This is a genomic window from Streptomyces sp. NPDC052040, from assembly GCF_044548405.1.
Classification (GTDB): domain Bacteria; phylum Actinomycetota; class Actinomycetes; order Streptomycetales; family Streptomycetaceae; genus Streptomyces.
Genome location: NZ_JBIUBV010000003.1, coordinates 521,475 through 539,008, shown reverse-complemented (window position 1 = coordinate 539,008; position 17,534 = coordinate 521,475). Strand labels below are relative to the sequence as shown.

Sequence of the window (17,534 nt, the reverse complement as noted above, 5' to 3'; positions counted from 1 at the left end):
CGGGGCTTGCTTGCTCCTGGGGGGGGGGGGGGTGGGGTTGGGGGGGGGGGGGGCCCCCGCCCGCCCGGCGGGGGGGGGGGGGGGGGGGGGCGCGGGGGGGCCCCCCCCCCCCCCCCGACCCTGTAAGCCCAAACCGCCTTGCCCCGGTCGGTGTCGGGCAGAGCTGGGCCCGTGTCGCCGGTGCCGGTGTCGGCAGCGCGGGCGGGTGTGGCGGCCAGGGTGAGGACGGAGGCAGGGCGGGTACGGCAGCCGCCCCGGCGAGAGCCGTGAGTAGTTGAGTATCCGGCGCCTACTCCACAGTGACGTTGGCAAAGCGTGCACCTTTCCCATTCGCGATACGACGGTGCGGACACGCATGCGACACCTCGGCCCCCTTGGTAAAAGACGAAGCCAGGGCGCCATAAGGAATCCCCCCGAGAAGACGCCGTCCCATTTCCGGGACGGCAAGGTCAACAGCAGCCTAAAGCCGTCGAGATGGGCGAACCGCCCCATCATTAACTGCTTCATCTAACCGTTATTTTACATTCGCAAAATCTTCACAAACATGAGGGAACCTCTTTAAATCGTGACTTAGGGCACAACCGAAGGTGACGATATGTACCAGTTGGCCATGCTTTAAACGGTGGACAGAGAGCAAACATTGATCCTAGATTTGTGAAGACGTGAACATGACCATCACAGGGCCACCCTCCGCAGGATGCTTTCTCTTTGCTCATCGCATCTTCGGGAGGGTGTGGCATTTGTATTTACTTGGGCGACCGCAAAGACGGCCCTTCACGTCTCTTCTGAGCGCCTTTCGAGTGGTCGACCAGAATTACCCATGGGGACTGAAATGAAGATACGCAGGGAAGCCGGCTCCGCGCGGAAACGTGTCGTGGCGCGCACGCTGGGGGCCGCCGGGGTCGCGGGAGCTTTGGCCTGGGTCGGGATGACGGGTGGTGCGACAGGAGCACATACCGAGGCGAGCGGCACCCCGGCAGCGAACGCCGCCGATGCGGCCCCTGGATTCGCCGTGGAGACCTTCGCGTATCCGCACGCCGACAAGATCCTCGCGGAGAAGAACATCGTCCTCAAGCGCGGCGACGGCCATATCACGCTCGCCGACTGTGTGAGCGGGACCGGGCAGCTGGAAGTCCAGGGGCGGAACAAAGGCACGATCTGCTTCCAGGTCACCGGGAACTCCGGCTGGCTGACCCTGGAGATCCCATCCGTCTACGGCATCCGGGGCAACGACTACTCCACCCAGGTCGATATGACCGCCGGAACCGACAAGAAGTCCTTCGACATCGACAAGAACGCGTGGACCTCGGTCGGGGAAAGCGCCGACGCCCACGGCCGCGATTTCCTGCTCGTGGAGATCAGAACCAGTCGGTAGGACCCTCGCAGCGGAATCCCCGTGCGGACAACACTCCTCACCGATCCCTGACCACCTCTTAGGAAGAAAGTTCAAGGAATTCCCATGCCTCGCGCTCTCCACCGCTCTCTGCTGCTGGCCGGCTCCATCGCGGCCTGCTGTGCAGCCGGACTCCCCGTCATACCGGCCGTCGCCCTCAACGGCGCCGACGCCTCCGATGCTCCGCTCTCTTTCGTCGCGAAGATCAACGTAGGCAATCAGACCGCCTGCACCGGCGCCCTGGTGGATCCGCAGTGGGTGCTCACCGCAGCCTCCTGTTTCTCGTCCGACGCCAAACCCGCCGCCGGCAAGCCCACCGTGACCACCACCGTCACCGTCGGCCGAACCGACCTCACCAAGACCGACGGAAGCGTCCTCGAAGCCGTCGAACTCGTCCCGCGCACCGACCGCGACCTGGTCATGGTCAAGCTCGCCAAGAAGATCACCGACCCGAACATCACCCCGGTCCGCCTCGCCACCACGGCAGCCGCGGACAACGAGCAGCTCACCGTCGCCGGATTCGGGCGCACCAAGACCGAATGGGTGCCCAACAAGCTTCACACCGGCACCTTCACCGTCCGGTCCAGCGCCACCAGCACGGTCAACCTGGACGGCTCCGACTCCGCGACCGTCTGCCAGGGCGACGCCGGAGGGCCGGCCCTGCGCACCGTCAACGGCACCCCCGAGCTCGTTGCCGTCAACTCCGCCTCCTGGCAGGGGGGATGCCTGGGCGTCGACTCGGCCGAGACGCGCACCGGCGCGGTCGACACGCGCGTCGACGACATCGCCTCCTGGGTCGCCCAGACAGCCTTCCGCGTCCAGGACGACTACACCGGCGACGGCATCGGCGACCTCGTCGGCATCTGGGGCGACGGCAGTGCGCACATCTACCCGGGCGACAAGGACAAGGGCCTGTCCGGCACGAACACCCAGCTCGTCGGCGGCACGAGCTGGAAGACCACGCTGCACCTGGCCAAGGGCGACTTCACCAACGACGGCGACGCCGATGTGATGGCCGTGTGGAACGACGGGACCATGCACCTCTACCAGGGCAATGGTGACGGCACCGTCAAGGCGCAGACGCCGGTCACGACGGGCGGCAACACCTGGAAGACGCTGAAGCAGCTCACCGCGGGCGACTTCAACGGTGACGGCAACGCCGACATCCTGACCATCTGGTACGACGGCACCATGCACCTGTACCCGGGCCTCGGCAATGGACAGCTCGGCGGGGGCATCACCGTCACCACGGGCGGCAACACCTGGTCCACCGCGCCGCAGCTGGTCGCCGGAGACTTCGACCACGACGGCATCGCCGACGCCCTGGCCGTGTGGAACGACGGCACCCTGCACTTCTACAAGGGTCAGGGCGACGGACAGCTCGCCGCCGGCAAGACGGTCACGGCCGGCGGAGACACCTGGGACAAGATCAAGCTCATGGCCGGCACCGACGTCGACGGCGACGGCATCGCCGATGTCCTTGCGATCTGGGGCGACGGCACCATGCACAAGTACAAGGGCCAGGGCAACGGTCAACTCGGCAACGCCGGGGCTGCGCTGCCCGGCGGCGCCTCCTGGAAGACCTTCCTCCAGCTCTCCTGAACCAACCCGGTCCAGGAATCGTGTGTGCCGGCGACATCCCGATCCGTCGCCGGCACCCGGCCTTGACGCGCACCGGCGCGCAGCCGGTCACGGCGAGTGCGTTCCCGAGTAGGCAGGGGGGAGGCAGGGCTCAGCTCTTCTTCAGCAGCAGTTCCGTGTTGCGGTCTCCCGGGGTGCCCTGGAGGGTGAGGGAGCCGTCGTGGGCGTTGAAGGAGAGTTCGCGGTAGAGGGCGGCCAGGCCGGTCTGGGAGAGGTCGGTGAAGTCCGTGCGGTGCGGGGCGGCGGACTCGACCAGGGTGGTGTGCAGGGAGAGCGTGCCGTCCTTGTTGTCCACCAGCTCGATGACGCGGGCCAGTTGGGGGAAGTCGACGTGGGAGGCGGTGGAGATCTCCCAGAAGGAGTGGCCGCCGCTGCCGGTGTGCGGGGTGATGGTGTTGCGGTGCACATGGCCGTTGACCCAGGCGACGACATTGCGGTGCCGGCCGAGCAGGGCGAGCAGCTCGGCGCCGCCCGAGCGCTTCTCGTTCGGGCGGGACGGGTCGGGGCGCGGGACGGGCATCGACGTGCTGGTGTAGTGGCTGAAGACGATGGCGTACTCGTCCTTGTGCGCGTTCAGGGTGCGCTCCAGCCAGGCCAGCTGGGCCGCGCCGACCGAGCCGCTGAAGTTGCCCTGCGCGTCGGTGGTGTCGAGGCTGATGCCGACGACATGGTCGGAGACGCGGAAGGAGTAGTACTGGGTGCCCTCCGCGAGGTTGGCCTGCGTATAGCCGTGCCCGACCGGGCCGGGGCCGGTGTACGCCGGATCGAGGTGGGCCTTGACGTACTCGGCGGGGGTGAACAGGGCGCGCCGCTCGTCCGGGGTGACCCGGCGCATCGCACGGGTGTGGGACTTCAGCAGGTCGCGCAGGCCGAGGCCCTTGGGGTCGGAACCGTCGTTGATGCTCTGCTGGAGCTTGCGGGCCTCGGCGGCGGTCACGCTGAACAGCTTGCGGTCGCCGGTGGCGAAGTCGGTGAGGTAGGAGTCACCGTGTCCGAAGCAGCCGACCAGGATGGAGTCGTGGTTGCCGACGGTTGAGTACCAGGGGAGGTTCAGGCCGGGGCTGCGCACCTCGCGGGTCGCGGCCTTCAGGAAGCTCTCCAGGTGGGGGAAGCCGCGCTGCTTGTACTGGTCGCGGACGGTGGAGTCGGGCTGCCAGTACAGGTTCACCCCGCTGCTCATGGCGCCCTCGTAGTGGCGCGGGTCGCCCGAGTCGGGGGTGATGCGGCCACCGCTGAGCACCTTCAGGTACCAGTCCAGCTCGTTACGGGAGTTGTTGTCGGTGTTGTCACCGGTGGTGATGGCGAACTCCAGGGGGCTGCCGGTGACCGGCGCGCCGCGCAGCGCGTTGATCCGCTCGACCAGGGAGATCGCGCCCTGCACGGTGAGCGCCTCCTGCGGGCGCCAGGAGTGCGGCGAGGCGGACTGGATGAACTCCGTGCGCAGCGGGTGCTGGCTGTCCATCACATGGAGGTCGGTGAGCTGCACGAACGCGGCGAGCGCGGTGCGGCGCCCGGTGCGCCCCGCCTTGGGCGCGGCCAGCTCGCCGCGCACCACCCGGCTCCAGCCGGGGCCGTCGCCGAGGCGGCGGTAGCCGGAGCTGGTGCGGGCGGCCGCGACCGTGGCGAGCGTGGTGCCCTTGGTGTACGGGGCCAGGGGCGCGGCCGGTACCGGCCGGGAGTGGGCGGCGGGCGCCTCCCCCTGGGCCGGGTTGCCCGCGGCCCGGCTCACCTCGGGCCGCAGGGCGAGTCCGACGCCCGCGGTGAGGGATGCCGCCCCGGCGGCGAGCAGGGTGCGACGATGCAGAGCGGTCGTCGTGGTGACAGAGCGTGTGTGCGGCATGCGGCAGTCTCCCCGATGCGAGCGCGTCAGCGAGCAGTGATCGCGGGCCTCGCTGTCCCGAACTTCCCGCTGCCTACGGATCCTTGGCACCGGCGGTGACCTGCGCGCGAACGCGACCGCAACGCACGGCGCCGATCACCGTACGTGGATCTTGGACCACCCTGGGCGTCCACAACCGCTCCACGGACGGCCGGGAAGCGGTCACTCCGTGTTCATACGGCGGGGTAGGGGGCTCGGGGCGGCGGGACAGCGGGACAGCGGGCTCGGGCCGTGGCCGACGGGGCGGGCTCGTCCGGTGCGCGTCGCCGCTCTCACACCGTCGCCTCCTCCCGCTCCGGGTCCAGGGTCGTGTCGTCCAGGTGCCAGTGCAGGTCGCGGACGCCCGGTTCCAGGGACAGCCGGGCGATGAGCTGTTCGAGGCTTCGGGCCGGGTCGCCGTCGAGGAGGACCGCCGCCCGCAGGAAGGTCGCGTCCTCGCCGTCGCGCCGTACCCGCAGCCCGGTGGGTGCGAGCCCGTCGTTGGAGAGGGCCTGGAGCAGCAGTGCGCGCAGATGGGCCTCGTCGCGCCGGTCGCAGACCAGATGGACGGTGGCGCGTACGCCCTCGCTGTCGGGGTCGCGCTGGGGGACGCGGTCGATCAGCCGCCCCGCCGGGCGCAGCAGCAGGTGGACGGCGAGGACGACGGCCGTGCCGAGCGCGCACAGTTCCAGCCGTCCCGAGGCGGCCAGTACGCCGACGGCCGCCGAACACCACAGGGTGGCCGCGGTGTTGAGGCCGCTCACGCCGCCGCCCTGGCGCAGGATGACCCCGCCGCCGAGGAAGCCGATGCCGGAGACGACGTAGGAGGCGACGCGGGTGGGGCTGCCGGGGTCGCCGACCACGTCGCTGTAGAGGACGAAGAGGGTGGCGCCGACGGCCACGAGGGCGTTGGTGCGCAGTCCGGCCATGCGGGCGCGCCACTGGCGCTCGACGCCTATCAGGGCGCCGCAGCCGACGCCCACCGCGAGCCGGAGGGCAAAGTCGAAGGTGGTCAGGTTGGCCATGGGAAACTCCCCTGGTCCCGCCGCGGCGGGACAGGTCGGGGGCACGGCGGTGCGGCGGCGGTGCGGACGACCGCGGCTTCCGGCTACCGGATGCCCGAGGGGTGGGGGGACACGGGACTGCGGGGCCCGTCGGGGCCCGGGCTGCCACTACTGCTGTCGCCGTCCATGTCGCTCACCTCCTCGGTCCGTGCTTTCGGCCAGTACTTCCGGCCGGTGCTTCCGGTCGACGCTTCCGGTCGGTGCTTCCTCGGCTTGACGTGCGTCGTCTCGACTCCGACATAGTTGCACAGATGTGCAACTAACCTCGAGTGCGGTCTCTTACCTTTTGGCTATTTGCGTACTGACGCAACAAGGGGCAGACTACGTGACGGTCCCCGCCATGCCGCCACAGGCAGACGGGTGCCCGACATTTCACGACCGGACCGAAACGACCGGCCCGACACGACCGGGCCGAAACGACCGGACCGAAACGACCGGCCCGACACGACCGGGCCGAAACGACCGGACCGAAACGACCGAACGGAGGCACCCGTGGACATCGACCCACCGAGTCCCGGCTGCCTCGACGGCAGTCTCTGACCGCTTCCGTGCGACCGACGGCCCCGCCCGCCCCTTTCCCGGCGGCCCGGCCGTGCCGCGGCGGAAGCCTGCGGGCGCGCCTCCATGGTGCCCGGCCCGCAGCAGCCATCCGTTCTCACCATCTGCTTTCTCACCGCCCTCTCGCCCCGCCCGGCCGACCCGGCCGCGACGTACGACACGCGTTCGACGTGTGGTCACGCCGCCCGGGCCGCCGCACGGCCAGAGTGTGGTCGGAGGTTCCTGTGATGTCGTTCCGGACGGGCACACCCACGCCCACCCCCGCTCCCCCGCCCGCCGCGCGGTCGTCCCTCTCCGCCCGTTTCGCGGGCCGTCTGTCCCGGGTGACCTGGGTGGACATCGTGGTCGCCGCGGCCGTACTGGTGCTCTTCTACGTCACCCTGCGGGTCGGGAAGGGGACCACGGTCTCCTTCACCACCAGCCGCTCCGCCCATGTGGACACCGACGTCGGCCGACTGCCCTACGACGCCGCCCGCTCGCTGCTGCGCATGTTCGTCGCGCTGGCCCTGTCCACCTGCTTCACCTTCGTCTACGCCTACGCCGCCGCCAAGTCCCGCCGCCTGGAGCGCATCCTGATCCCGGCGCTGGACATCCTCCAGTCCGTCCCCGTCCTCGCCTTCCTCACGGTGGCCGTGACCGGGTTCGTCGCCCTGTTCCCCGGCTCGATGCTGGGCCTGGAGTGCGCGTCGATCTTCGCGATCTTCACCTCGCAGGCGTGGAACATGACGTTCAGCTTCTACTACGCCCTCACCTCCCTGCCCCGCGAACTCGACGAACTGTCACGGTCGTTCGGCTTCACCCGCTGGATGCGGTTCTGGAAGGTGGAAGTTCCCTCCGGGATGATCGGCCTGGTCTGGAACGGCATGATGAGCTTCGGCGGCGGCTGGTTCTTCCTCGTCGCCTCCGAGGCCGTCACCCTCGGCGGCACCGACTACGCCCTGCCCGGCGTCGGCTCCTACGCCGGGGCCGCGATCGCCGCCGGGGACCTCGGCAAGGTCGGCTGGGCCATCCTCACCATGGCGGTCATGGTGACCGGGGTGAACTTCCTGTTCTGGCGGCCCCTGACCGCCTGGGCCGAGCGCTTCAAGAACGAGCAGTCCGAGGCGGGCGAGATCCAGAAGTCCGTCGTCCTGGACCTTCTGCGCCGCTCGCACTGGCCGCAGCTGCTCGGCCGGGCCCTGCGCCCCGCCGGGCTGGCCCTGAACAGGGCGGGCAGGGTCTTCGGCGTCGACGACCGCCCGCTCGCTGTCGACCGCGGGCGACAGCGCACCGGGGACATCGCCTTCGCCGTGGTCGCCGGGGGCCTGACCCTGTGGGGCCTGATCAGCCTCGGCCGCTACCTCTACGACCGCACCGGCCTCGGCGTCTTCGGCGAACCGCTGCTCCTGGGGCTGGCCACCCTCGCCCGTGTCGTCGTACTGGTCGTGGCGGCGACCCTGATCTGGGTGCCGATCGGTGTGAAGATCGGCTTCTCGCCGCGGCTGACCCGGATCGCCCAGCCCGTGGTCCAGGTCCTGGCGTCCTTCCCCGCCAACTTCCTCTTCCCGCTGGCGGTGTGGTTCTTCATCAGGACCGGTCTGACGATCGATGTCGGCGGTGTGTTCCTGATGGCGCTCGGCGCCCAGTGGTACATCCTCTTCAACACCATCGCCGGTGCCATGGCCATCCCGACCGATCTGCGCGAGGCCATGGACGACCTGGGCGTCACCGGCCGACAGCGGTGGAAGCGGCTGATCATCCCCGGGATCTTCCCGTCGTACGTCACCGGCGGGATCACCGCCTCCGGCGGCGCCTGGAACGCCTCCATCGTCTCCGAGGTCGTCGGCTTCGGCGGCACCACACTCGCCGCGACCGGCCTCGGCGCCTACATCGCCGAGGCCACCGAGGCCGGGAACTACCCCAGGCTGCTCGCGGGAGTGGCGGTGATGAGCCTGTACGTCGTCTCCCTCAACCGCCTGTTCTGGCGCCGCCTGTACCGGCTGGCCGAGTCCCGCTACTCCCTCTGACCTTCCGCACCTCCAGAAACTTCAGGACGCGTTATGGCAATGAACACCCTCATCCCGACCAAGGGCACCCGTCCCGCCGACGGCGAACTGCTGCTTCAGGCCGCGGGCCTGACCAAGTCCTACGCGGGCGCCGACGGCGAACTGCCCGTCCTGTCCGGCATCGACCTCCAGGTCCACGCGGGCGAAATCGTCGCCCTGCTCGGCAAGTCGGGGTCCGGCAAGTCCACCCTGCTGCGCTGCCTGGCCGGTCTCGTGCCCGCCAGCTCCGGCACCGTCGCCTACAAGGGCACCCCGCTCACCGGCGCCAACCCCGGCACGGCCATGGTCTTCCAGACCTTCGCCCTGCTGCCCTGGCTGACCGTGCGGCAGAACGTCGAACTCGGCCTGGAGGCCAAGGGCATCGGCGCAGCGGAACGCGCGGACGCCGCCCGGCAGGCGATCGACCTGATCGGCCTGAACGGCTTCGAGTCCGCCTACCCCAAGGAGCTGTCCGGCGGCATGCGCCAGCGCGTCGGCTTCGCCCGGGCGCTCGTCGTGGAACCGGACGTGCTGATGATGGACGAGCCGTTCTCCGCCCTCGACGTACTGACCGCGGAGAACCTGCGCGGTGAGCTGATGGAGCTGTGGGAGTCGGGCCAGTTCCCCACCCGCGCCATCGTGCTGGTCACCCACAACATCGAAGAGGCGGTGCTGATGGCCGACCGCATCGTGGTCCTCGGCTCCCGCCCCTACGGCACCATCCGCGAGGTCTTCGAGGTCGGTCTCGACCGGCCCCGCGACCGCACCTCGGCCGCCTTCGAGGACCTCATCGACCGGGTCTACCGCACCATGACCGGCCGCCAGAAGGAGGGCCGCACCCCGGGCCGCACCGAGGCCGTGGAGCTGGACAAGCGCACCCCCGCCACCACCCCGCTGCCCCGGGCCGGTGTCGACGGCCTGTCCGGTCTGGCGGAGATGGTCCTGCACCGGGGAGGACGCTGCGACCTGGCCGATCTGGCCGACGATCTCGGTCTGGCGGTCGACGACGTGCTGCCGCAGGTCGACGCGCTGGATCTGCTCGGCTTCACCACGCTCACCGGTGACGACCTGCTGCTGACGGCCACCGGCACCCGTTTCGCGGGCGCCGACGTCCAGGAGTCGAAGAGGATCTTCGCCGAGGCGGTCCTCAGCCATGCCCCGCTGGTGCAGCTGATCACGCGCAGCCTGCACCAGAACCCGCGCCGCAGCCTGCGCGCCGGATTCTTCCGTGACCTGCTCGCCCACCACTTCACCAGCGAGCAGATCTCGGCCCAGCTGGAGACGGCCACCGACTGGGGGCGCTACGCCGAGCTGTACTCGTACGACGCCGAACCGCAGGAGTACCGGCTCGACGAGCGGGGCGAGGAGTACGCGGCCCCCGGTGACTGGACCGGTAACTCCCCTGAGTAGAGGGGACCGCGGCCGCCGCAGGGAAGCAGGGTCACCGGAGGCGGGGCGCGGTGTCAGCCCAGTGCCGGGCGCGCCCCGAGCGTGCCGCGCGCCCGGGCGGGCTGCTCCTGCGCGGCCGTCGCGGAGGCCTCGTGCTCCGTGTCCCCACCGGGTCCGGAGGCTTCGCCGGAGTCGGCCGCCAGCTGGGCCTCCTCCAGCAGTCCGCGCACCCGGGCCGCCCGGTAGTAGATCCGGGTGCCCTCACGCCGGGTGGTCACCAGCCCGGCGGCGCGCAGCTTGGCCAGGTGCTGGGAGGTGGCGGCCACATGGGCGCCCAGGATCCCGGCCAGCTCGCTGACCGGCAGTTCACGGCCGCTCAGCGCCCACAGCAGCCGGTAGCGGGAGGGGTCGGCCACGGCCTTGAGCACCGCCACCACCCGCTCCGCGGACTCCGCGTCCCACGCCTGTCCTTGCACATCCATGCAACTATGGTAACGGCGGACGGCCCCGCTTTGCCCTGCTCACCGGTCGGCCGGGGCGGTCACGGCTCCGCGGCCCGGCGCGCCCCGGCCGGGGCGGGCCGCCCGGGACACGCCGGTGTCGCCGTACCAGGTGTGCTCGCGTGGGCGGTGCCCCTAAGGTTCCGCGCATGGTCATGGCGACGGTTCGCGAGTGGTACGACGACGAGGGGTGGGGTGTGTTCGACTCCCCCGAGACTCCCGGTGGCTGCTTCGGCCACTTCTCCGACATCCGGGCGAACGGCTACCGGGTGCTGACGCCGGGGCAGCGGGTCGACCTCAGCTGGGAAGCCCCCGGCTTCCAGCAGGACGGATACGACTACCGGGCGGTGGCCATCGTGCCCCGCTCCGACTGACGCCGGGACACAGGACCCGAGGGCCCGGGCGGGGTGCCCTCCCCCCGGACGAGGGAGGGCACCCCAAGGAGAGGGTCAGCGGCGGCCGTAGTGGCCGTGGCCCCAGTGGTTCCAGTTGCCCCAACCGCGGTGGCCCCAGCCGTGGTTCTCATAGCGGTGGTGGCCCCAGCCGCCGCGGTAGCCGGACCCGTAGCGGCCGTGGTCGTAGCCGTGGTCGTAGCCGTGGCCGAACCCGTGGTCGTAGCCACGGTCCTGGGTGACGTGGGAGACGGCCGAGGGCGCGGCGGTTGCGGCACTGGCGGCCGTGGCGCCGCCCATCAGGAGGGCGGCCGCGACACCCAGCGCAGCGACAGGACGAGAAACCTGCATGTTGTGCTCCTTTCGTGGCAGGTGCCGGAGGCGCCTGCCTGGTCGGACACATCAATGTCTACAGCCAACATGTCCAGTTCGGTTGGCAATTCTCCCCAAAGACACCTTTTGTGATGGTCTGGGGCGAGTCAGGAACCGGGGCGAGGCACGGCGGCGTCTCGCGCGGGCGCGCAGCGGCGCGGGTACGCGCGTACACGCGCACGCGACCGACGGAGCCGCGACACGGCCGGAGAAAAGTTCCGGTCCGGATGCAACCTGACGCCGGGGCCGTGCGTATACGGGGCGATACCGCACTTCACTGGGGGACCCCATGCACAACGACCGTTCGCCCGTTCGGACCGCCGGGCGCCTCGGAGCCGCCGCCGCGGCCTGTATCGCGCTGCTCTCGGTGGTCGGCTGCTCGACGGACGCGGGTACCGGCGTCCGGACCTACGCGGACCCGTCGGACGCCCCGGCCTCCACCGCGGCCGCGAAGGCCGCCGGCGGGGCCAACGACGGCACGGGCAAGGCGAGCCCGGCACCGGCCATGCCGGAGCCCGCCGTCCTCGCGCAGGCGCGGGTGAACGTCTCCGACGGGCAGCGGGTCGGGGTGGGGATGCCGATATCCGTCACCTTCCCGAAGCCGGTGGCCGCCGCCGACCGCAAGGCCGTGGAGAGCTGGCTGCGGGTGCGCACCTCGACGGGCACGACCGGCGCGTGGAGCTGGGTGAAGGACCAGAACCTCCTGGAGGGCCAGCGGGTCGACTTCCGCCCCCGCAGCACCTATTGGCAGCCCGGCACCGAGATAACCCTCGGCCTCGGCTCGCACGGCGACCGCCGCTTCACCATCGGCAGGTCGCTGATCGCCACGGTCGACGCGAGCACGCACGAGATGACCGTCAGCACCGGCGGCACCACGCGGCACATACCGATCACCGCGGGCAAGCCGGGGCGGGACACCTGGAACGGGACGATGGTCGTCATGGACAAGCAGCGGCGCGTGTACATGGATTCCCGCACCGTCGGCATGGGCCCGAACGACACGTACCACGACTACTACTTCTGGGCCGTGCACCTGACGACGTCGGGGACGTATGTGCACCAGAACAAGCGGGCGAACGTGGCGGCCGGGCACAGCAACATCACCCATGGCTGTGTCGGCCTCGCCGACGACGGCACCGCCGAGAACTTCTACAACAAGGTGATGGTGGGCGACGTCATCGAGGTCACCGGGGCGAACAAGGCGAAGGTGGCCACCGGAAACGGCTACGGTGACTGGAACCTGACATGGCAGCAGTGGCTCGACCACAGTGAGGCCGGCGCCGCCACCACCGCATGACCCCGTCGCACCGGCACAGCCGCGCGGTCGCGCCGTACCGAGAGAGCAAGTGACGGTGACCGAGGACGAGTTCGACCTCTTCTACACAACTGCCTATCCACGCCTGGTCGGTCAGCTCTTCGCGCTGACGGGCGACCACGCCGAGGCGCAGGACGTGGTCCAGGAGGCGTTCGTCCGTGCCTGGGACCGGCGTTCGTCGGTCCTCAACGGCGATCGTGATCCGGAGTCGTGGATCCGCACGGTGGCTCATCGTCTGGCGATGAGCCACTGGCGGCGGGCGCGCCGCTGGTGGGAACTGGTCCGGGGGGAGCCCGCGCCGCGCCCGGCGCCCGAACCGAGCACCGACCACGTGGCGTTGGTCACCGCACTGCGGCGGCTGCCCGAGGCGCAGCGGACCACGATCGTGCTGCATCACCTGTGCGATCTGAGCGTGGAACAGATAGCCGCGGAGACCGGGACGGCCATCGGCACCGTCAAGGCCCGGCTGTCACGCGGCCGTACGGCACTCGCCGCCCAGCTGGGCGACACCATCCCGACGGAGGAAGCCCGTGTCTGACCAGCAGTCACCGCATCCCCTGACCGAGCGGGAGCTGTCCGCCCGGCTCCACGGCCTGGCCGAGGACGGCGCGGCACCGGCCCCGGCGACGGGGGCCCAGGTGCGGAGCCGGGCGGTACGCCGCCGCCGCGGGCGGCGCGCCGCCCTCTCCGCCGCTGTGCTGGCGGTGGCGGCCGTCACCGCCGTCACGGTCGGCGGCCATGACTCCCCCACCGGGCGGGCCGTACCCCCCGCGGCGCCGCCACCCCGGCCGTCCCCGTCGCCCGTCCAGCGGGTGACGGTCGACCTGGACGCCCACACCCTGACGATCGAGGGCAGGACGTTCCGGATCAGCGGGTTGCAGGACAACTGCCCGATCGGCGAGACGGTGGTCACGGTCACCGGCAAGCATCCCCTCCTGACAACGCCCCCGGACAGGCTGACCAAGTACCGGGACGACGAGCGATGGGCGGTCACCTTCACCGACCGCAGTCACCACCAGCGGCTGCTGCTCTGGGCGTTGGACCCCAGTGCCGGTCTCAACGCCATCGGCGAGGACGCCGGTACCGGCGCCATCGCGCTCTCCCCCGAGGACGGGAAACGGGTCTACGACACGATCCGGCTCGGTGCACAGGTGGAGATCAGGGGCAGGCAGGGCGCGAGCGCGGACCCGGTCTCCGTCTGCAACGACCGTCGGCCGATCACCACTCGCTGAGCGTCAGGGCGCCGTGGGCAGCAGGACGTCCCGGCGGGGCGCCGGGCCTCGGGTGGAGGTGCGGACACGGGTGAGGACGGGCTGTTCCAGCAGGCGGTGGCTCGTCTCCGCGAGGAACAGGGTTGCGCCCAGCCAGGCCAGGCCGTTGACCCAGACCGGGACCGCGCCGTGCAGCACATGCTGCACCGCCAGATGGACGGGAACGTTCCACAGATAGAGGCCGTAGGAGATCCGCCCGGCGTGGGCGAGGGGGCGGGCGGCGAGGAGGCGGGCCGGGCGTCCGGTGCGGTCGGCCGTCACCGCCAGGATCAGGGCGGCCGCGGCGAGTTGAACGGCGCCGATCCACAGGGAGTAGGTGACGCGGGACCCCAGGCCGCCCGCGACGTAACCGGCGGTGATCACCGCCAGGGAGCCGAACGCCAGGGCAGGTGCCCAGCGGGGCCGCGGGGGCAGCGGGCGGCGGGCCAGCGCCAGGGCGAGCAGGCAGCCGATCAGGAGGCCGTCCATACGGGTGTCAGGACCGGTGTAGATCCTGGCCCATTGCTGGGGGGTGCCGAACGGCAGTACGCAGCGCAGGACTTCGGCGGTGAGGGACAGCAGGACCGCGGCGGCGGCGAGCAGGGTGACGCGGCGGCGGCGCAGGGCGGCCGCCAGCAGGGCGGGCCAGAGCAGATAGAACTGCTCCTCCTGGGAGAGGGTCCAGGCCCAGGTGAACAGCTGCATGGCCCCGCTGTCGGCGTATGCCGTGACCAGGTTGGCGCCGAAGAGCGCCGAGGCGCCGATCCCCAGGGCGACGGTGTGCGAGGGCTCGCCGAACGCGGCCAGGGTGGCGCCGGAGACGGCCAGTACGAGGGCCAGGGCAGGGAGCAGCCGGGCGGCCCGCAGGAGGGAGAAGCGGCGCAGATCGACACGGCCGGTGGCGCGGAACTGCGCCAGGAGCAGCGTGGTGATGAGGTGGCCGGACAGTACGAAGAAGAGGGAGACGCCCAGATGGCCGCCCGGGAGCAGGTTGTTCGCATGGATTCCCAGAACCCCGGCCATGGCGAGGCCGCGCATTCCGTCGAGTTCCGCCCGGCGGCCCGTTCCGGCCGCACCGCTCGGCGGTTTTCCTTCTGCGTCGTGCACAGCCGCCACTCGCCCCTTCGTCACCGGCGACGGCCTCAGGGGCCCATGCGTGGTGCAGTATGGCGTGAATTGCGTACGGGGCAGGGGAGCCACGTGCGCACATGTTGTCGTCCCGGCGCACCGAAAAGGGGGCCGGTCCGGAGGATGCTCTCCGGACCGGCCCCGTCGTTCCGCAGGGGGTGTCAGGCGGGGGGTGCCGGGCGGGTGCCGGGGACGGCCCGTCCTCGGAGAGGCCCGAGCGGTGTCAGGCGGCGTCCACGGCGACCGTGCGGTAGCAGGAGCGCAGCCCGGCCGGTGCGGCGGTGTCGGTCCAGGACGGTGATGCAGAGCCGGGCAGGTCGGCGGTCTTGAGGAGCAGGGCGTCCGACTCGGTGCGGCGCCATACCTCGTGGTGGGTGGCACTGGAGTCGTTGACGGGCCAGGTCAGCCGGACGCCTCGGGGGTGCCCGTCGCCGAGGGGGTCACGGGCGCCTGCGGGGCCGGGCCGGGCTCGTCGGACACGTCGACCCGGGCCGGACGAGGCCGCGGTGGAACTGATCGGGCATCTGCTGGACGAGATGCCCCGGGGACTGGAGGACTGCCGCTTCGCCCTGGTCCCGGCCCGGCGCGGCGCCGACGTCCCGGCCGTGTTCGGCTGGACCGCCCCGGCGCCGCTGCCCCTGCTGTGCGCGCTGCTGCGCAGTTGGGAGGACCGGTTCGGCGCCCGGGTCGTCGCCGCGTTCGGCGGCACACTGCGTGTCTCGGTCGCGCGACCGCCGCGGGAGAGGTCCCAGGCCGACCGCCTCGCGCTGGAACATCTGCTGACCACCGCGGACGACATCGCCGGTGACCCGCCCTCCGCCTTCCCGCACTACGCCGCCCGGCTCGTGGGGGAGAACGAGTGGTCCTTCCGCTGGGACCGCGGGGCGCCGCGACCCGCGCGCCACCCCGGCCCGGACGGGCGGACACGTCGTGCCGGACCCTGATGTCCTCCGCATGGCCGCGGCGCGGCTCGGCCCGGCGGGGAGGCGCGCTGGTTAGCTAAAGGACGGTCGGGTCTTCGGCGGAACGAGGCGGGCATGAGCGGCGTGAACGAGGTCAACAAGCGGATCATCGGTCAGTTCCGGGAGCAGGGCGGCCTCGTGGGCGGCCTCTTCGAGGGCAAGCACCTGCTGCTCCTGCACACGGTAGGGCGCCGCACCGGCCAGCCGCGGATCAACCCCCTGGTGTACGCGGCCGACGGCGCCAGTTTCCTGGTCTGCGGCTCCGCCCGGGGAGCGGACAAGGACCCGGCGTGGGTGAGCAATGTCGCCGCCATGACCGAGGTGACCATCGAGGTCGGCGTACGGACCCTGCGGGTGGCACCGACCGTCGTGCGGCCCGCCTCCCCCGAGTGGGAGCGCCTCTACGGGATCTGGTCGGCGTACTGGCCCGACAGCATGGAGTACGAGACCAAGACGTCCCGCAGGTTCCCCATGGTGAAGCTGGAGCCCGCGGCGCCCGCGGAGGCCTCCGGGGCGGCGGCCCGGGCCGACGGGGACGGGAGCTGAGCGCGTCCCCGATCTGGGTCCTCGGGGCCACGGGCCGCACCGGCCGGGCGATCGCCGCGCGGCTGGCGGCGGATGCCGGGGTGCTGCCGGTCCTGGTAGGACGCGATCCCGGGCGGCTGCGCGCGCTGGCCGGGACGCTCGGCGGGACGACGCGGACCATGGCGGCCGGGTCGGTCGATGCGGCGGCGGAGCTGCTCGCCCGGCACGCCCCGGCGGTCGTGGTCCACACGGTCGGTCCCTTCACCCGGACGGCGGGACCCGTCGTCCGGGCCTGCCCGCCCGGCACCCACTACGTCGACCTGGCCAATGAACTGACCGCTGTCACCGCCCTGTTGGGGCTGCACGAGGAGGCGGTCGCGACCGGACGGTGCCTGGTCACCGGTGCCGGATTCGGGGTGCTCGCCACCGAGAGCGTCGTACGGACGCTGTGCGGGGAGCGGTTTCCGGCGCGACGGGTACGGGTGGACGCGGTACCGAGGGGCGGGGACCGGGCCGATCCCGGCGGAGCGGGCGGGCGGGTCGGGGCGGCGCTGGCGGGAAGCGTGGTCGCCACGCTGGCGCTGGGCGGCCGCCGCTACGAGGGCGGTCGGCTCGTCCGCGCGCGGCTGGGGTCCGACGCCGGGCGCCTTGTCCTGCCCGACGGTTCGGCGGTACGGACCGCGGGCGCCCCGACCGGTGAGCTGGAGGCCGCCCGCCGGGCCGGCGGGGCACCCTTCGTGGTCGCCGCGTCGGCCATGGTGCCCGCCGGACGGGCGGTGCGCGCCCTGCTGCCGTCGGCGGCGGTGCTGCTGTCGTGTCCGGTGCTCCGCCGGGCCGCCGAGCGGCGGCTCGCCGGTCTGCGGGTCGCCGCGCGCGGCTCGGGCGGGGAGCACTCCTGGGCGCGGGCCCGGGTCCAGGACGCCGACGGCACCGTACGGGAGGGGTGGCTTCGCACGGGCGGGGCCGGGGAGTTCACCGCCGCGGTGGCGGCCGAGGTCGCGTGCCGTCTCGCCCGGCGGGAGGGCCGCCCGGGCGCCCACACCGCCGGTTCGCTCTTCGGACCGGAGCTGGCGGTGGCGGCGGGGGGACGCTTCCTTCTCGGCGGAGGCGAGTGCGGAGGCGGGGGCTGGGGTGGAGGCGGGGGCTTGGGCTCGGGCTAGGGC

The 17,534-nt window shown here is 71.6% G+C and carries 16 protein-coding genes; 11 read left to right on the top strand and 5 right to left on the bottom strand.

The window, feature by feature from the left end:
- Window positions 1-928 precede the first annotated feature (928 nt).
- Together ACIHAA_RS10745 and ACIHAA_RS10740 are read left to right on the top strand one after the other, a co-directional pair.
- Complete coding sequence (locus tag ACIHAA_RS10745) at window positions 929-1,375, top strand: hypothetical protein (protein ID WP_399815468.1); 447 nt, start codon at window positions 929-931, stop codon at window positions 1,373-1,375.
- An 84-nt stretch (window positions 1,376-1,459) separates the two neighbouring features.
- Window positions 1,460-2,995, top strand: coding sequence for a trypsin-like serine protease (locus ACIHAA_RS10740; protein WP_399815417.1), 1,536 nt, complete (start codon window positions 1,460-1,462; stop codon window positions 2,993-2,995).
- 130 nt (window positions 2,996-3,125) lie between these two features.
- Here ACIHAA_RS10740 and ACIHAA_RS10735 read toward each other — a convergent pair whose 3' ends face one another.
- Both ACIHAA_RS10735 and ACIHAA_RS10730 read right to left on the bottom strand, forming a co-directional pair.
- On the bottom strand, window positions 3,126-4,874 hold the full coding sequence (locus ACIHAA_RS10735; protein WP_399815416.1) for a TIGR03767 family metallophosphoesterase: 1,749 nt from the start codon (window positions 4,872-4,874) through the stop codon (window positions 3,126-3,128).
- Between the two features lie 311 nt (window positions 4,875-5,185).
- Window positions 5,186-5,917, bottom strand: a complete 732-nt coding sequence (locus ACIHAA_RS10730) for an MgtC/SapB family protein (RefSeq protein WP_399815413.1) — start codon at window positions 5,915-5,917, stop codon at window positions 5,186-5,188.
- Between the two features lie 824 nt (window positions 5,918-6,741).
- Between ACIHAA_RS10730 and ACIHAA_RS10725 the strand changes: the two genes are divergently transcribed.
- Window positions 6,742-8,520, top strand: coding sequence for an ABC transporter permease (locus ACIHAA_RS10725; protein WP_399815412.1), 1,779 nt, complete (start codon window positions 6,742-6,744; stop codon window positions 8,518-8,520).
- A gap of 33 nt (window positions 8,521-8,553) precedes the next feature.
- Window positions 8,554-9,948 (top strand): nitrate/sulfonate/bicarbonate ABC transporter ATP-binding protein, encoded by a 1,395-nt coding sequence (locus tag ACIHAA_RS10720; RefSeq protein ID WP_399815410.1) that lies wholly within the window; start codon window positions 8,554-8,556, stop codon window positions 9,946-9,948.
- A 53-nt stretch (window positions 9,949-10,001) separates the two neighbouring features.
- Here ACIHAA_RS10720 and ACIHAA_RS10715 read toward each other — a convergent pair whose 3' ends face one another.
- Window positions 10,002-10,409, bottom strand: a complete 408-nt coding sequence (locus ACIHAA_RS10715; RefSeq protein ID WP_399815408.1) for an ArsR/SmtB family transcription factor — start codon at window positions 10,407-10,409, stop codon at window positions 10,002-10,004.
- A gap of 167 nt (window positions 10,410-10,576) precedes the next feature.
- Here ACIHAA_RS10715 and ACIHAA_RS10710 point away from each other — a divergent pair, with 167 nt between their 5' ends.
- Entirely contained in the window at window positions 10,577-10,801 is a 225-nt protein-coding gene (locus tag ACIHAA_RS10710) for a cold-shock protein (RefSeq protein WP_399815406.1), read from the top strand.
- A 75-nt stretch (window positions 10,802-10,876) separates the two neighbouring features.
- On the opposite strand, the gene ACIHAA_RS10705 is transcribed toward ACIHAA_RS10710, so the two are convergent.
- Window positions 10,877-11,170, bottom strand: a complete 294-nt coding sequence (locus tag ACIHAA_RS10705) for a hypothetical protein (protein WP_399815405.1) — start codon at window positions 11,168-11,170, stop codon at window positions 10,877-10,879.
- A 310-nt stretch (window positions 11,171-11,480) separates the two neighbouring features.
- Between ACIHAA_RS10705 and ACIHAA_RS10700 the strand changes: the two genes are divergently transcribed.
- From ACIHAA_RS10700 to ACIHAA_RS10690, 3 genes are read left to right on the top strand one after another with little or no spacing between them, the layout of a single operon-like run.
- Window positions 11,481-12,488 carry a L,D-transpeptidase gene (locus tag ACIHAA_RS10700; RefSeq protein ID WP_399815403.1) on the top strand — a complete coding sequence of 336 codons (1,008 nt, stop codon included), beginning with the start codon at window positions 11,481-11,483 and terminating at the stop codon, window positions 12,486-12,488.
- A gap of 55 nt (window positions 12,489-12,543) precedes the next feature.
- Window positions 12,544-13,044: a SigE family RNA polymerase sigma factor gene (locus ACIHAA_RS10695; RefSeq protein WP_399815466.1), complete on the top strand. Its 501-nt coding sequence runs from the start codon at window positions 12,544-12,546 to the stop codon at window positions 13,042-13,044.
- Window positions 13,037-13,738: a L,D-transpeptidase gene (locus tag ACIHAA_RS10690; RefSeq protein WP_399815402.1), complete on the top strand. Its 702-nt coding sequence runs from the start codon at window positions 13,037-13,039 to the stop codon at window positions 13,736-13,738. Before ACIHAA_RS10695 ends, ACIHAA_RS10690 begins: the two co-directional genes overlap by 8 nt.
- 3 nt (window positions 13,739-13,741) lie before the next feature.
- Here ACIHAA_RS10690 and ACIHAA_RS10685 read toward each other — a convergent pair whose 3' ends face one another.
- A complete protein-coding gene (locus tag ACIHAA_RS10685) occupies window positions 13,742-14,863 on the bottom strand; it encodes an acyltransferase family protein (protein WP_399815400.1) in 1,122 nt (373 codons plus the stop codon).
- A gap of 527 nt (window positions 14,864-15,390) precedes the next feature.
- Between ACIHAA_RS10685 and ACIHAA_RS10680 the strand changes: the two genes are divergently transcribed.
- The 3 genes from ACIHAA_RS10680 (at window position 15,391) to ACIHAA_RS10670 (ending at window position 17,531) form a co-directional block, all read left to right on the top strand.
- The gene (locus ACIHAA_RS10680) at window positions 15,391-15,828 is read left to right on the top strand and encodes a DUF4253 domain-containing protein (RefSeq protein ID WP_399815398.1); all 438 of its coding nucleotides are present in this window, start codon (window positions 15,391-15,393) and stop codon (window positions 15,826-15,828) included.
- 93 nt (window positions 15,829-15,921) lie between these two features.
- Window positions 15,922-16,392 carry a nitroreductase/quinone reductase family protein gene (locus tag ACIHAA_RS10675; protein WP_399815396.1) on the top strand — a complete coding sequence of 157 codons (471 nt, stop codon included), beginning with the start codon at window positions 15,922-15,924 and terminating at the stop codon, window positions 16,390-16,392.
- Between the two features lie 80 nt (window positions 16,393-16,472).
- On the top strand, window positions 16,473-17,531 hold the full coding sequence (locus tag ACIHAA_RS10670) for a hypothetical protein (protein WP_399815394.1): 1,059 nt from the start codon (window positions 16,473-16,475) through the stop codon (window positions 17,529-17,531).
- Window positions 17,532-17,534 lie beyond the last annotated feature (3 nt).